The organism is Streptomyces sp. 11-1-2 (assembly GCF_003595545.1).
Lineage (GTDB): Bacteria > Actinomycetota > Actinomycetes > Streptomycetales > Streptomycetaceae > Streptomyces > Streptomyces hygroscopicus_B.
In genome coordinates this window covers 11,462,797-11,478,483 of sequence record NZ_CP022545.1, presented here as the reverse complement: position 1 = coordinate 11,478,483, position 15,687 = coordinate 11,462,797, and the positions used below count along the sequence as shown (strand labels likewise).

General features: G+C 66.7%; 9 protein-coding genes. 2 read left to right on the top strand and 7 right to left on the bottom strand.

The features are described 5' to 3' along the window. Nucleotides 1-584: 584 nt before the first annotated feature. Nucleotides 585-1,628: an enolase C-terminal domain-like protein gene (locus CGL27_RS48845; protein WP_078646597.1), complete on the top strand. Its 1,044-nt coding sequence runs from the start codon at nucleotides 585-587 to the stop codon at nucleotides 1,626-1,628. Between the two features lie 200 nt (nucleotides 1,629-1,828). On the opposite strand, the gene CGL27_RS48840 is transcribed toward CGL27_RS48845, so the two are convergent. The 5 genes from CGL27_RS48840 to CGL27_RS48820 all read right to left on the bottom strand — a co-directional run bounded on the left by CGL27_RS48840 (nucleotide 1,829) and on the right by CGL27_RS48820 (nucleotide 6,970). Continuing rightward, nucleotides 1,829-2,671 (bottom strand): amidohydrolase family protein, encoded by an 843-nt coding sequence (locus CGL27_RS48840; RefSeq protein ID WP_119994912.1) that lies wholly within the window; start codon nucleotides 2,669-2,671, stop codon nucleotides 1,829-1,831. A gap of 56 nt (nucleotides 2,672-2,727) precedes the next feature. Beyond that, the gene (locus tag CGL27_RS48835) at nucleotides 2,728-3,735 is read right to left on the bottom strand and encodes an aldo/keto reductase (RefSeq protein WP_119994100.1); all 1,008 of its coding nucleotides are present in this window, start codon (nucleotides 3,733-3,735) and stop codon (nucleotides 2,728-2,730) included. A gap of 114 nt (nucleotides 3,736-3,849) precedes the next feature. Beyond that, nucleotides 3,850-4,677, bottom strand: a complete 828-nt coding sequence (locus CGL27_RS48830) for a carbohydrate ABC transporter permease (protein WP_078646594.1) — start codon at nucleotides 4,675-4,677, stop codon at nucleotides 3,850-3,852. 2 nt (nucleotides 4,678-4,679) lie between these two features. Beyond that, nucleotides 4,680-5,486, bottom strand: coding sequence for a sugar ABC transporter permease (locus CGL27_RS48825; RefSeq protein ID WP_119994099.1), 807 nt, complete (start codon nucleotides 5,484-5,486; stop codon nucleotides 4,680-4,682). Nucleotides 5,487-5,677: 191 nt separating this feature from the next. Continuing rightward, on the bottom strand, nucleotides 5,678-6,970 hold the full coding sequence (locus tag CGL27_RS48820; RefSeq protein ID WP_119994098.1) for an extracellular solute-binding protein: 1,293 nt from the start codon (nucleotides 6,968-6,970) through the stop codon (nucleotides 5,678-5,680). Between the two features lie 778 nt (nucleotides 6,971-7,748). Here CGL27_RS48820 and CGL27_RS48815 point away from each other — a divergent pair. Continuing rightward, a complete protein-coding gene (locus CGL27_RS48815; RefSeq protein WP_119994097.1) occupies nucleotides 7,749-10,130 on the top strand; it encodes an Ig domain-containing protein in 2,382 nt (793 codons plus the stop codon). A gap of 108 nt (nucleotides 10,131-10,238) precedes the next feature. On the opposite strand, the gene CGL27_RS48810 is transcribed toward CGL27_RS48815, so the two are convergent. Further along, a complete protein-coding gene (locus tag CGL27_RS48810) occupies nucleotides 10,239-12,608 on the bottom strand; it encodes an Ig domain-containing protein (protein WP_119994096.1) in 2,370 nt (789 codons plus the stop codon). An 83-nt stretch (nucleotides 12,609-12,691) separates the two neighbouring features. After that, complete coding sequence (locus CGL27_RS48805) at nucleotides 12,692-15,058, bottom strand: discoidin domain-containing protein (RefSeq protein ID WP_119994095.1); 2,367 nt, start codon at nucleotides 15,056-15,058, stop codon at nucleotides 12,692-12,694. Nucleotides 15,059-15,687: the final 629 nt, after the last annotated feature.

The following is a 15,687-nucleotide window of genomic DNA, read 5'->3' as shown; positions in this document are numbered from 1 at the left end:
GGCACCTGCGCCCGGCACGCTGATCCGTGTGGCCGCGACGCTCGTCGGCGGGGTGACCCGCCAGGTGACGATGACGGTCTCGCCCAGGCCGATGCGCCACCACGGCCAGGGGGAACGCCGCTGTAGCCGTTCCTGCAGCGGTATGCGGCCGCTTCTGCACGGAGAACTCCTCTGGCGGGGCAGGACCGGTTACTCGGTCACGAGCACATGACGTAGAGGGGATAGATCTGACACATGTCAGATCTCACGAGACTGAACTGTGCTGACTTTCCTGGAGGTCCGCCTCAGGCACGGGGGTTCGACGGCGGCCTCCGGAACACGGCCCCGCGACGACACCCCGACACAACAACCCAACCGGGATGGGGAAAAGTCTGGGGTTGCCGGATCCTGGCGTCAAGAGTTTGGATGTGATTCACTGAGCCAGAATCGAATTATGTATCGGAAACATACGACGGGGCGACGCAGCCAGGACGCGGGTACGAGGTCGCACCCCGACCCATCCTCAACCATCTCGTCCGGGCGGGACGCCAGCCCGGCGACGACACCCGCTCCTGCCCCGGAGCCTCCAGCCGTGAAGGACATCCATGCGAATCACCGATGTGACTGTGGAACTGGTCGACCTGCCCGCTCAGCCACCCTTCCGGTGGCGGGCCGGGCTGCCGGGCTCGGAGCCGGCGGTGGTGGGCGGAATCCTGCGCGTCCACACCGACGAGGGCCTCGTCGGCGAGGCACACACACGGCGCGGACTGATCGTCTCCGACCTGGTTGACCGGCGGATCCGTGCGGACCTGACCGGTCGCGATCCGCTGATGCGCGAGCTGCTGTGGCATCGGCTGTGGGAGCTGGACCGCATCGAGGAGCTTCCGATCTATGCTCTCGGCCTGGTCGACGTGGCGTTGTGGGACCTGGCGGGCAAGGTGGCCGGGCAGCCGGTCCACCAGTTGCTGGGCGGCTACCGCGAAGCCATTCCCGCCTACGCGAGTACGGTCACCTTCGGCAGCGTCGAGGAGTACCTCGATGTGGCCGACCAGTGCCTGGAGTTGGGCTACGTCGCCATCAAGCTGCACGGCTGGGGCGACGCGAAGGCGGACGCGGAGCTGTGCCGGAAGCTGCGGGCGCATGTCGGTGACGACGTCCCGCTGATGTACGACGGTTCGGCCGGGTTCGACCTCGCCGACTCGGTCTACCTCGGCCGTGCGCTGTCCGAGGCCGGCTACCTGTGGTACGAGGAGCCGATGCGCGAGTTCAGCGTGACCGCCTACCGCTGGCTGGCCGAGCGGGCCGAGGTCCCGCTGTTGGTCGCGGAGACCTCCGACGGCGCGCACATGAACGTCGGCGACTTCATCGCGGCCGGCGCGGCGGGCCGGGTCAGGACCAGCGCGCAGTACAAGGGCGGGATCACCGGGGCGCTGCGCATCGCGCATCTGGCCGACAGCTACCAGCTGCGGGCCGAGGTGCACGGCACCGGAGTGGTCAACGCCCATCTGTGCATGGCGATACCCAACACCACCTACTACGAGTCCCTGGTGTACACCAATCCCGTGGTGCGCGAGCCTGCGGTGGGGGCCGACGGGCTGGTCCAGGCACCGACGGCCCCCGGCATCGGGTTCGACCAGCCGGGCTGGTGACGACTCCTCCACCGGCCATCCGCGAGGGGTGAGGCCGCACCGCACCGGCCGCCGACCGCCGGCCGCTCGACAGCGTCGCCGGCGGCCGGGACGCCGGCGAGGCAGGCTTCCGCTTACTTCGAGTGACGTCGCAGGTGGCAACAGGGAGGGGCGGACGCAGGTGCGTCCGCCCCTCCCTGTTGCCACCTGCCTGCTGCCTGTCAGAGGTGGTAGACGCGGGAGGCCGTGCCGCCGAATACCTCCTTCCGCTCGTGCTCCGACAGGTCCGCCAGGAGCTCATGGCTGGTGGCGACCACCTGCCCGTAGTCTGCCGCCAGCGTGCACACCGGCCAGTCCGACCCGAACATCAGCCGCTGCGGGCCGAAGGTCTCCAGAGCGACCGACACGAACGGCCGCAGATCCGTGAGGCTCCACGCATGCCAGTCGGCCTCGGTCACCAGGCCGGAGAGCTTGGCCACCGTGTTGGGAAGGCTTGCCAGGGCTCGCAGATCCGCGGCCCAGTTGTCCTGTCGGCGCGGCCGGACGGGAGGCTTGCCCAAGTGGTCCAGGACGAAGGTGAGTTCCGGCCGGGCGCGAGCCGCTGCCACCGCTGACGGCAGCTGCTCCGGGCGCGGCACCAGGTCGTAGGCCAGCCCGGCGGATGCGACGGCGGCCAGGCCGCGGTCCGCTTCGGAGCGCAGCAACCAGTTCGGATCGTCCTCGCTCTGCACCTGATGGCGGATGCCGACCAGGCGGTCACCGCCGGGCAGCGCTCGCAGTTCGGCCAGAGCGTCGGCGACCGCGGGAGAGGTCAGATCGGTCCAGCCGACGACTCCCGCCACCAGCCGGTCGTCGGCAGCCAGGGCCAAGTACTCGGGTGTCTCCTCGGGCACGCAGACGGTCTGCACCAGCACGGTGGCGTCGACACCGGCGGCCGCGGCTTGCGGGCGCAGGTCGTCGAGACCGAAGTCGCGCCGCAGGGGCGCGAGTTCGGGTCCGATGATCCAGTCCTGCTCGCGGACCGACAGGTCCCAGACGTGCTGGTGGGCGTCGATGGTGGTCATGGGCGCTTCGCCTTCCGGATGAGCGAGTGCGAGTAGCCGGAACGGCACGGTCGGCATCAGCGGCGGTTGTTGTCCTGCCGCCGGTCGGGTACCGGCACATTCCACGGCAGCAGGCCCCGGCAACGCAGTGCGAGCCACATGTCCGGGGGAATGGGATGGCTGATCATCGCGGCGGCGTCCACCATCTCGGTGGCGGTGCGTGCCCCGAGCAGGACACCGGCGACCGCCGGATGGCCGAGCGGGAACTGCAGTGCCGCTGCCCGCAGCGGGACCTCGAAGTCCTCGCACAGGGTTCTCAGCGCCAGGGCACGTTCCAGCATGCGCAGGGGGGCGGGGGCGTAGTCGAAGGTCGCGCCCGGCCTGGGATCGGCCAGCAGACCCGAGTTGAACACCCCGCCCATCACAACGGACACCCCGCGTCGCGCGGCCTGTGGCAGGAGTGAGGCCAACCCGGTCTGGTCGAGCAGGGAGTAGCGGCCGGCCAGCAGGACCACGTCGATGTCGGTGTCGCGGATGAACCGTGTCGGCATCTTGGTCTGGTTCATACCGACGCCGATCGCCCCGACCGTGCCCTCCGCACGCATCCGCTCCAGCTCGGGGTAGGCGCAGTCGAGAGCCTCCCGCTCATGGTGGTCCGGGTCGTGCAGATAGACGATGTCCACCCGGTCGAGGCCGAGCCGGATGAGGCTCTCCTCGACGCCGACGCGCACACCGCGGGCGGTGAAGTCCCACACCCTCTCGTGGGTGGCCGGAACGGCGAAGCCGTTCGCCCGGTCGTCACCCTGCGCTCCGGTACGTGGGCGCAACAGGCGACCGACCTTGGTGGAGAGCGTGTACTGGTCACGCGGCCGGGTGCGCAGGGCGTCTCCGAGGCGGCGCTCGGACAGTCCCAGACCGTAGTGCGGGGCGGTGTCGAAACTGCGGACCCCGCAGGCCCAGGCCGCTTCGACGGTGGTGGCCGCGTCCTCGTCGCTGATCGCGTGGAACAGATTCCCGAGGGGAGCGGCGCCCAGCGACAGTTCGCCGACCGCTGTGGCGGTGCGCCCGAGTGCTGTGCTGCGCATGAGTTCAGGTTTGCCTCTCGTTCAGGGCCTCGGCCGCACTCCCGCGAACCTTCATCTCGATGGGGAGGCGGCACAACGGGGCGGGGTGTCCCCCGACCGGAGCCGCTCGGCCCATCAGCCCTTCGTCGCTCCACCGGTGAGGCCTTTGACGAATTGCTTCTGGAAGGCCAGGTAGAACACGAGGATGGGCAGCGTCGCCAAGAACATGAGGGCGAAGACCGAGCCGAAGTCCGCCTGGTGTTCGCCGATGGCGCGATAGATTCCGACGGTCACCGTGGTGCCGGTGGCCGGGCCCAGGATGATCAGTGGGTTGAGGAAGTCGTTCCAGATCCAGACGCCGAGGAAGATCAGCACGCTGGCCGATGCCGGTCGCATCAGGGGGAAGACCACCTGCCAGAAGGCACGGAATGCGCCGGCGCCGTCGATGGCCGCTGCCTCTTCGACTTCACGTGGGATCGTCTTGACGAAGCCGGCGAAAACGAAGACTCCGAACGGCATGTAGTAGCCGACGTACGCCAGGATCAGACCCGGCACGGTGCTCATGAGGCCAAGAGCCCGGAGTACTTCGGTGATCGGGCTGAGGATGACCGCAGGCGGCACCATGAGGCCGCACAACAGCGTGACCATGGCGACTTTGGCCATGACGCCGGTCGACCGCGCAAGGTAGTGCCCGAGCATGGCGGAGATCGCCGTGACGATGAGGATGGAGATCACGGTGACCTCCGTGCTGTTGACCAGCCCGTACCAGAAGAGATGGTCCGGTCGGGACAGCACGCCCTGGATGTTGTCCAAGGTCGGCGGGATCGGGAGACCCACCGGGTTCGACACGATCGCCGAACCGTCCTTGAACACGTTGACCAGCACGAGGTAGATCGGCAGGAAGAACAGGAAGCCTGCGAGCAGCGCGACAACCGGACGAAGCCAAGCCTTGGGTTCTTTCATGATCAGGAAGACACCTCGCGTTTCTGCAACAGCCCGAGCGCGATCACCGAAACAGCCGCGACCAGGGCCAGCATCGCCACAGCCATCGCAGAGGCGTAGCCGACGTGGTTACCGTTGAATGCGGTCTGAATCACCTGAAAAGCGAGGGTGGATGTGGTGCCGGGGCCGGGGCCGCCGTTGGTGAGGACCTGGACCTGGTCGTATGCCTTGAATCCGCCGATCAGCGACATCACCGTGTTGATGGTGACGGCGGGCGCCAGCATCGGCCAGGTGACATGGCGGAACCGCATCATTGGTCCGCAACCGTCGATCGCTGCCGCCTCGTGCAGCTCCTGTGGGATTCCTTGAAGCCCGGCCAGGTAGATGACTACGCAGAATCCGAGCCCCTGCCAGGCGATGACCCACGCGACCGTGTAGAGGGCGAGACTCGGGTCGGAGAGCCAACCCGGCGGGTCACTCATCCCCAGCTGCCCCAGCATGGAATTGAGCAGGCCGTCGTCGACGAGGATCGCCTGCCAGATGACGCTGATCACCACGGCGCTGAGGACGACCGGGACGAAGAACACGCTGCGGAGTGCGTTGTACAGCCAGCCGCGTCGATCGAGGAGCATGGCGATCGCCAGCCCACCCGCGTTGGTGACGATGGTCACGATGACGGTGACGAGGACGGTGTTCCCCAGTGCTGTGAGGAATTCGTCGTCCGAGGCGAGGCTGGTCAGGTTGTCCAGGCCCACCCACCGGGTCGGTGGATTGAAGGGGTTCTTGTTGGTGAAGCTGTAGCCGATGGTGATGCCGATGGGCACGAGCACAAGAGCCAGATAGACGAGCAGACCAGGCGCCGCGAAGACGGCGAATCGGTTCAGTCCGTCTCGCGAGCGTGACCGCTGGGGCCGTCGCGGCGACCGCTTCGGGACGGTGGGAGACTGCCGCTCTCCTGGAGCGTCCGGTCTTCCGGGCGTGGCAGGAGAACGTTCTGGTCGGGTGAGGGTACGGATACGCATTACCGGGTGGCCTTGTCCCACTGCGAGTCCATGTAGGCACCGAACTGCGCGGCTGTCATACCACCACTGAGGAGTTTCTGAACGCCTGCCGCGGCCTTGTCGGCCAGACCCGGTGGCAAGGAGCCGTCGCCGGTCTCCTGGGAGAACGAGTTGACGACTCCATCGGACTTTTGGGCGTTCCGAAACGCTGCCAGACCCTCTTTGTAGACGGGTCCCATGTTGTCCGGCGGTGTGTAGCCCTTGATATCGATGATGAGCCCGTCGGCCTTGACGGCGGCGTTGAGGTTCTTCTCGTCTTCCATGAAGGCCTTAGCCCATTTCTTCGCCAGCTTCACATCCGGCGCCTTGGAGCTCACCGTCATCCCGCCGCCGGTGACGCCCGGAAGCGCCGACGATCCCTGGTCGGTGGGCCAGGCGAACACACCCGTGTCGAAGCTCGGCTTCTTCGTGTCGGCCGAGGCGGAGAACCAGCTGCCCATCGGGTACATGGCGCCCTTGCCGTCGCGGAAAGCCTGCTCGGTGTCCGCGTACGAGCGTGACAGCCCCGCCCGGTCCATGTAGCCCTTGTCCGCCAGGTCGGCGACCTTCTGAGCAGCCGCCACGAAAGCCTGGTCGGTGAACTTGACTTTTCCAGCGCTGCGCTGTGACAACCAGTCCGGCGTCTTCTTGTAGACGTCGGTGGCCACGGTGCAGATCAGCGGGAACATGTCGGCCCACGAGTCCTTGCCGCCACCGCCGACCACAAACGGACTGATTCCCTTTGCCTTCAATTTGGCACTGTCGTCCAGCAGTTCATCGTAGGTACGGGGCGGGGCATCGATACCGGCCTTGGCGAACGCGCTCTTGTTGTAGTAGACGAACGTCGCCTGGGCGGCATAGGGCAGCTGGTAGACCTTCCCGTCGTACGTGTTGGCGCGGGGCTCGACGTACTTCGCCAGCTCGCTGTCCGACCATTGCGCCAACTTGCCCGCCTCGGCGAATCCGGCAGGGTTCAGGCCGATCATGACGTCCGGGAACTGGCCCGTACTGTCCAGCTGCTTCGCATATCCGGTGCGGTCGGCGCTGGGTGACACGAGCTTCTTGATGGTCACTCCGGGCACCTTCGCCGAGGCACGGGCGATCGCCGCATCCCAGTACTTCGCGTCGAGGTTGGGCGTTTCGAAGGTGAGGAAGGTCAGGGTGACCTTGTCGCCTGATGACGCACTCCCACCGGCGCCGCCGGCCGTGCATCCGGTCAGGATCAGTGCACCCGCGAGAGCGGCGCCCCTCAGGAGTGTCGGATTGCGTGTCATGCGTCTCTTCCCCTACCCGTCGATGTCGGAGGCGGTGGCATGTCGCTGCCTTGTCGTTCCCTGACGAGGTGGGGGATCACGCTCCCAACCGTCCGCCGAATCCATCACATGGTTCAGACTCTTCCGAGAGCCCTACTGCGCTCGAGGGCGATCGCTCACCCCGAGCGCTCCTCCGTCGGAAGCGCTCTGAGTATCGAAGTCCGTCCGCGACATTGTCAAGAGATGAAACACACCTATCTATCTCGCAACAGCGGCATAGATGCTAGACATCAGCACAAGGCCGCGCCGGCCGACTGGCGGACGGGTGAGTCGATCACGTCACCTCCGCCGCGACCTCGCAGACGGGGCCGGTGGGCGGCCTCCGTCTCCGAACCCGACGCCGCCGACGCGAGGCGGGAAGATCCAGCCATCGCGCTCTGTATGGGCGAAATGTGTGGCCGGCGAAGTGATCACGTGTTCCAGACCGCAAGAAACGCCTCGACTCCCCAGATAGATCTTAACTAAGCCTTGACTCACCCTGCAGTCGGCTGCACCCTAGATCGCACTTGCGCTGGGCGTCTGCCCGGAAGAGGCATGCTCTTTCCGTTTCCTGGTGAGGCTTCAGAAGTGCCAGCTCGCCATCCCTCCTGCCTCCCATCCCCCCTGGAAGAGTGCGAACTATGTAGGTGACGCCGCTCGTCATCCACCTCCCGGCGCGAGATTCCGCTCCCTCGCGGCTCCAGCGCGAAAGATCAGCACATACCTGCTTCGTCGAGATTCGCTTCACCCAGGAGGAAATATGGATAGACGGCGCTTCCTGGCCGTCAGTGGCCTGAGTTCGATCACGGCGATGGGAACGATGGGGCTCACCGGCGCCCCCGCTCAGGCGGTGCCGGCAGCCTCCGGTGGGGGGTCCCAGCCACAGCGGATCACCGCGGGTTTCCTGTCGGTGGGTATCAGCGGCTCCGGCCGGGTGAACGGCCTGGTGGATCTGCGCAGCGGCACCGACCATCTGGCGGCGGGCACATCGGTGCCGCTGGTCAGTGTGGTGGCCGATGGCAGACATGAGGTTCCTGCTGAGATGAAGGTATCGCCGCGCGACCGGCGAGTTTTGGTGTTCCGCAGCGAGAAGGTGACGATCGAAGTGAAGGTCGTCAAGTTCGCGACCCACTCCACACTCGAGGTGGTCGGTCTGACAGCTGCTCCAGGTGTGGATGTGCAGACATTGCTGTGGGGCCCGCTGCCGACGAACATCACCCAGACGATCGGTGAGACCGCCGGCGTGGTCGGTGACGACGATTTCCTCTTGGGGGTTCGCCCGCTCAACGACAAGACCGTGGGCGGGTGGCCGAACGAGCATCTGGCCTACGGGTTCGGCCCGGATCTCATCTGGAACCCGTACGGCCTGCAGACCGGCGAGAAGGATGAATGGCTGGCGGGCAACGTCGCCGCGAAGACGAAGTGGGGCAGCGTTCTGCGGGCCGCCACCTACGACTACGGCCGGGTGCGGGTCCGGCAGCGCACCAATGGGTACGAGATCCCGCTCGGGCCGCTGCCCGCACCGGAAGGCCGGATCGTCGGGTCGAAGATCGCCCTGTTCGGCAGTGCTCCGGAGCTGTCCCTCACCGTGCTGAGCCAGATCGCCAAGAAGCACGGCCAGGCGTACCCGACCCTCGACGGCCAGTGGCAGAAGGCGGCCCACCGCACTTCGCAATCCCACTTCTGGTTCCACGACCTCGCCACGACCAACGTCACCGCCGCCGGCCAGTTCGCCAAGCAGGCCGGGGTCAGGAACGTCTACTCCGTCGAGGGCGCCGCCGGACCCTGGAAGTCGACCGGCCACTACCAGTTCAACAGCAACTTCGGCGGATCCGACGCGGCGGCGGCCCAGTTGGTGGCCACGGCGGCGAAGGAGGGAATCGAGGTCGGGGTACACACCCTGTCCGACTTCATCGACGCCCGCGACCCCTATGTGAAGGCCCCGGCCGATGCGCGGCTGTCTGTGGGAGGGAGCGTCAAACTGACCCGCCCGCTCGGCAGCTCGGACACCACTCTGTACGTGGACGCCGACCGCCCGCTGGGGCCCGGCGTCGACGGGCATCGGCTGCGTATCGGCGACGAGTTCCTCACCTACGGCGCCATGACGAAGGTGAGCGCCTCCGAGTGGCATGTCAGCGACCTGAAGCGGGCGGACTGGGGATCTACGGCACGGTCCTATCCGGCCGCCACCAGCGTCGCCCGCCTCATCGAGAACGGCTACGGCGGCGCGATCGGCGCTCTGCCGATCACCGACGAGATCGCGACCCGGCTGGCCACCGCGTACAACGACACCGGCATCCGGGCCACGTCCTACGACGGGTTGGAATCGGCGGGCTACACCGGCTGGGGCGGCTACGGTTTCGCGCGCCTGGTCAACGGCGTCTACCGGCAGCTCGACTCCAAGGAGTTCGTCACCGAATGCAGCAACCTCTCGTCCAACACCTGGGACGCCCAGTCCCGGGCCAGTTGGGGTGAGATCGGCAGGACGGACCATGCCCAGCTCATTCGGAGCAACACGTTCTACCGCGCCAACTATCTGCCGGGAATGATGGGCCAGCAGGGAATCTCCGGCGACGACAACCTGCAGAAGATCGAGGACACCATGGCGCGCGCGGCGTCCCTGGACGCCGGCGTCAACTTCGAGACCAGCGTGCAGTCTCTCGAGTCCGGAGCGAACACCGCCGCGTTGCTTCAAGCCGTCAGGACATGGGAGTCCGCGCGCAGCGTCGGCGCGTTCACCACCGATCAGAAGAAGCAGTTGGGCGATGTGGACAAGCACTGGCACTTGAGCCAGGTGACACCGGATCAGGAATGGTCGCTGCGGCAGGTGGACTCGTCCGGTCGGCCGATCGGCGAGCCACAGCAGGTCAAGGCTCCGACGCCGGGCTTCACCACGCCGGAGCCGCCGGATGCCGAGGTCGGTGTGTTGTACGCGTTCAAGGTGACATCGAGCACGCCGCGGACCATCCGCTACGAAGTCACATCAGGCAGCCTTCCGCCCGGACTCACCCTCAACAAGGACACCGGCGGTATCACGGGCGTGCCCACCACCAAGGGCACCCGCAAGTTCACCATCACCGCCCGCAACAGTGGGGGCATCGCCGACGCCAAGATCACCTGCCGGGTGGCGACCGCGCCGTGAACGAGACCTTGACGGTGCTTCGCTGCAGGTGAGCCGCCGACATGCGAATGGCCGCCCTCTCACGATGGAGAGGGCGGCCATTCGCACGCGGTCAGGTCGGCTCGGCCATCAACGGGTCCGACGCGTGGCGACGTTCAGACGGTAGCGCACTGCTGCGTCGGGGACGCCGCCGCTGTTGCGGGCGGTGATGGTGAAGTTCTTCGCGCCTGCGCTGGCGGGGACGCCGGTGATACCGCCGGTGTCCTTGTTCAAGCTCAGCCCGGCCGGCAACTTGCCAGATGTGACCTCGTACCGAATCGTCCCAGGTGTGCTCGAGGTGACCTTGAACGCGTACAACTCACCCACGCGACCATCGGGCGGCTCGGGCGTGGTGAAGCCGGGCTCAGGCGCCTCCACCACCTGCGCCGCGCCGACCGGGTTGCCGTCCTCATCCATCTCCTGCAGCGACCACCGCTCGGCCGCGGTCACCTCACTCAGGTGCCAGTGCTTGTTCTGGTCCGCCATGAGCTTCTGTTGAGCGGGCGTGAAGGCTCCAGCCGCGATGGCAGAGTTCCAGGTCTTGATAGCGGCGAGGATGGCCGTGGTGTTGGGTCCATTGGACAAGCTGTTCATGTTCGTCTCGAACCAGCCGAAGTTCACGCCCAGCGACGCGCCCCGTGCCAGATTCGTCTCGACGTCGAGCTTGCTCGTGTCGCCGTTGATCGGCAGTGAACCTCCCATGAGAGGAAGGTAGTTGGCCCGGTAGAAGTTGACGTTCCTGGCCACCTGGTCGTAGTTGGAGTCGGACCAACCGATGCCACCCCAGCTGACCCGCGACTGGGCGCACCAGGAATTGGACGACGGGTTGGAGGCTTCGGCGATGAAGCCGTCCCGGGACTTCAGCCGACGGTGGACGCCGTTGACCAGGTGCGCGTAACCCTGCCCGCTCCAGCCGCTCCAGGCCACCTCCTCCAGTCCGTCGTACGAGATGTTCCTGATGCCGGTGGTGTTGCACGCCGTGGCCAGCCGGGTGGCGATCTCGTCGATGATCGGCAGGTCGCCTCGTGCTCCGCCGTACTGGTTCTCGGCGATCCGGGTGGCGCTGGTTCCCTTGGGGTAGGACGCCGCGACGGATCCCCATTGCGCGCGCTTGACGTCGGTGAACTGCCACTCGCCGGCGCCTGCCTGGGACACGCCGGAGAACGTGACGAACTCGTCGCCCAGCCGCAGCCGGTGACCAAGGACGTAACCGCCGCCGCCCGAGTCGCCATCGGCGTACAGGATCGTGTCCGTCGCGGCCAGGGGGCGGGTCAGCTTCACCGTCCGGCCGGTCGTGAGCCGCTTGTCGGCCGGTGCCGGAACGACGTAGGGGTCGTTGGAGGCGATGAAGTTGGACAGTGTGTGCACGCCGATCCGCACTCCGCCGGCGGCGGCGGTCGTCACCATCCGGGTCGCGGCGGCGTCCGAACCGCCGAAGTTGCTGTTGAACTGGTAGTGGCCGGTCGACTTCCAGGGCCCGGCGGCGCCCTCGACGGAGTAGACGTTCCTGATGCCCGCCTGCTGGGCGAACGTGACGGCGGAGGCCAGATTCGCGGAACTCAGATCGTGCAGCACCAGGAACGGCTGCCGGGTCGCCTCGGCCACCTTCTGCCACTGCCCGTTGATGGTCGGGTACGGCAGGCCCTCCCTCCGCGCGACCTGGCTGAGCACGGTGAGCACAAGATCCGGTGCGCTGCCGAACACCGCCAGCTTCGACCCGATGATCTTCCTTTCGGATCCCGGGAGCGGGCCGGTCGGGATCTGACCGTCCCTGATCCGGACCTTGCTGTAGTCGTAGGTGTAGGCACGCAGGATGCTGCCCCACGACGTCTTCGCCGCGGCACTCCAGTCGTTCTGTGTCCCGCCCTGCCCGTACGGCTTGGATTCGACGTCCGAGCCGAACCCGAACGAGCCGAACTCCTTGGGCCAGGCACCGACGGTCTTGTCGTTGAGCGGGTGGATGCCGAACACGAAGCGGCCGTCGCCGACCACGCCGACACCCTCACCCACCGTTTGGTTGACACGTGCCGCCAGCGGCCCCCACAGCAACGTCTGCACATCCACACCCGACGCGGCGTCCAGACCGGTGACCTCGAGCGTCGAGTACGTCGCACGCGTGACGACCTTCACCTCGACGCTCACCTTGTCGCTGCTGAACACCAACACCCGCGGGTCTCGTCGCGAAACCCTCACCTGGGTTGGGGCTTCCTGCTTCCCGTCCTCCAGCACGACAGACACCAGGGGCGTCTTTCTATCCGCCGCCGCGTAGTCGGTTCCGTCGCGCAGGTCCACCAGACTGGCCACCTGACCCGCCTGATCGAGGCCGATCGCCAGGAATCCCGCCTTGATCCGCAGTGACCTGGGCTCCTGTGCCGCGGACGCCGGCTCGGCCATCGCCGGAACCGTGATCGTCGCCAGCGAACTCAAACCGCTGGCGATCAGGAAATTCCGCCTGTCCATGAGTCCTCCATGTCGATCTGTTCGAAGGTGGTGCTGGTACTGATTCCGCCGGTGTCCGCGACGGCATGGGTGAACCCAGGTGGTCAGTGCTGCCGGCCCTCATGGGTGACGTCGGCCTCCGGGCTCGTGGCTCGGACCTCGAATCGCCGGAGCGAGTAGCCGAAGGAGGACGTGCGCTTGATCCCTTGCATGCGCACGTATCGGCCTGTCACCGGCGCGAAGGTGAATTCATCCACACGCGCGCCCGTCGGCTTGCTTCTGGCCGCGGCCACCGTCTTCCAGTTCTCCGCGTCGTCGGAGACCTGGATGTCGTAGTCCGCTGCGGATGCCGTCTCCCAGTCGAGCAGGACGCGCCGGACGGTCTGCGAGCGGCCGAGGTCCACCTGGATCCACTCGTCGTCCCGGTAGGCACTGGCCCATCGGGTCTTTCCATCCCCATCGGTGGCGTTCTCCGGTCCCAGGCCAGGCACCTCGGACGACGATGCCGTGGTCGGCTGATGCAGAGCCAGGTCGGGTGCATCGAACACGCGCATGCTCCACAGCGCGTATCCGTCCTGCTTCCGGCCCGCCTCGGTCCCGATGAGCCGCACGTGCCGGGCCGTGACCGGATCGAAGGTGAGCGTGTCGGAACCCGCGGATTCGCGGCGTGTGCGACCTTCGACCGTGGTCCAGGTCGTGCCGTTCCTTGACACCTGGATCTGGTAGTCGCGCCCGTGCGCGGGCGCCCAGTCCAACTCGACCTTGCTGACCGTCTCCGGACGGTCGAGGTCCACTCGGAGCCAGGCGTCATCTCCTCGTCCGCTCTCCCACTTGGTGGTGCCCACGCCGTCGAACGCCGCGCACGCCGCGCCCGCGGATGCGGTCGCCGGTCTGCCCAGGCTCACCTCTCCGTCGGCCGCAGTGGCCAGTGTCGTGGCGACCTTGGTCAGTCCTGGGCCCACGCCCAGCCTGCGCACGGTCGCGAGGAAGGAGTCGTACGGTACGCCGGACTTGGCGCCGCTCCACATCTTCTGGGCCAGCACGCCGAACGTGGGCTCGACCAGCCCGTGCACATCCAGTTCGCCGTAGGTGGCTTCGGTCAGGTCGTTCCAGACGGCGGACATGGCGCCGAGCAGTTGAGGGTCACCAGGTTCGACGCCCTGATCGTCCGGGAAGACGTTGGGCTCCCACTGGTCGTAGAGATACTTACCGTCCAGCCCACGGCCGTGGTAGTAGTCCGCGAACGGGACGATGTAGAGCAGGTCGTCGTTGGTGTTGATGAAGGAGTATCCGTCCCGCTTGGCGGCCCGCGGCCCGTACCACTGGTTGTTCCAGCTGTTGAGGGTGACGTCGCGGTCGTAGCCGTCGGCGTCGGAGGCCATGACGGACAAGCTGCCCCAGGCCCGTGGACGCTTCCCGAGCGCGCGGACGTGGGCCGCCATCTCGTTGAAGTAGATCTTGTAGCGGGGTTTGTCCACCGTGTACTCGTCGGCGCCGAAGTGCACATCCGGGCCGCGGAACCAGGGAACGAACTCGTCGAACACCGACTTCATGAACGCGGTGGTTTCCGGCTTCGACAGGTCCAGATGGTCGGAGTCGCCGTTGTTGAGCCCCAGCGACGGCCGGAACCGCGTAAACGCCAGCGAGTGGGCGGGAGCATCGATCTCAGGGATGATCGTGACCCCGTTGACGGCCGCAGTGTCCTCGAAGGAGTCCCAGTCGCGTCGGTCGTAGGCTCCGTCCTTCGAGGCCAGCCCGGCCAGTTCGGGGGTGTCGGTCTTGAGCCGGAAGCCGGCCTGGACCTCGCTCCAGGGCTTGTCGCCCTTGAACCCGTTGTCGTTGAGGTGCAGTTGCAGCTCGTTGAGCTTGAACCAGCCCATGAGCCGCACGTAGTCCCGGATGAAGTCAGCGGTGAAGAAGCGCCGTCCGACATCCAGCATGAAGCCCCGCACCTTGTAGTTCGGCCAGTCCACGGCGGTGCCCACGGGCACGGAGTCGCGGCCGTCGTCGAGCAGCAGAATCTGCAGCAGTGTGCGCGTGCCGTAGTAGACGCCCTTCGTGGTCCGTGCGGTGATCCACACGTTCCGGTCGGTGACCGTGAAGGTGTACCCCTCCTCCTTGAACCGGGCACCGCCCTCGGCTTCGGTCAGTGTGGGATCGACCGCCAGCACGATGTCGCCGTGCTGCGGGGCCCCGGGCGCGATGTCCGGCTTCCGCCCCGTCACCTGCTCGATCTCGTTCGGGAGCGTGGCAATCCGGTCGCGGAGTCCGTCGCCATGTTTTCCGGCGAACACGATTCGGCTGTGTCGGCGCAACTCGAAGGAGCCCGTACCGCCCTGCCACTTCTGAAGGGCAGGTACCACCGCGGGCTTCACATTGACGGAGGCGGGTTCGGCTGTCGCCGGCGCGGCGGGAGCGACGAAGGACAGCAAGAAGAGCAGACACGCAAGCAGTCTCAGGCGACATCTCATGGCGGGCTCCAAGCATTCTCGATGGGATCGTTCTTGGAGGTTCGTGCTGCGCTTCATCCCTCTGAGCCGCAGTGCCGCGGGGCGGTGGCATCACCTCGCTGCCGTTCCGAAACGAGTTGGCCGGTGATCAACTTCAATCACCTGAAGGGATCCCACATAGTCCAGAAACTTTTGGTGGTCGCACCAGCACTCGCTGACGGGCTCTCTTCCTGACGCCTCGCCTTCAAGCGCCTTTGGCTCAGAAGAGTCTGTGGTTTGGTCGCAGTCACGTCAAGAAGTTAAACACAACTAATCGCACCAGCGCCGAGATATAGATGCGATACATCGGGGGGCTGCGAGGCAAACTGACTGTTCTGATGGCCTTCGACCAGGACCTCGCGGCCGAAGTCACCCGCACCTCCAACCGGATACGCGGCCCGAGGACCCGTCGCTGGAACGGGTCCTCGGGCCGCGCCTGAACCGGGTGGAGTCCGCGCTCACCAAAGACCAGTCGGTCCGTGCCTCCCCTCGGCGGCGGCCTGGACGGCACCCAAGATCTTCTCCCAGGCGCCGTCCGCCGCCCACCTGCGATGACAGACACGGGGCGGTCTGTCACTTCCCGAACGGTGAGGGCAGATCCCGCCGCGGAA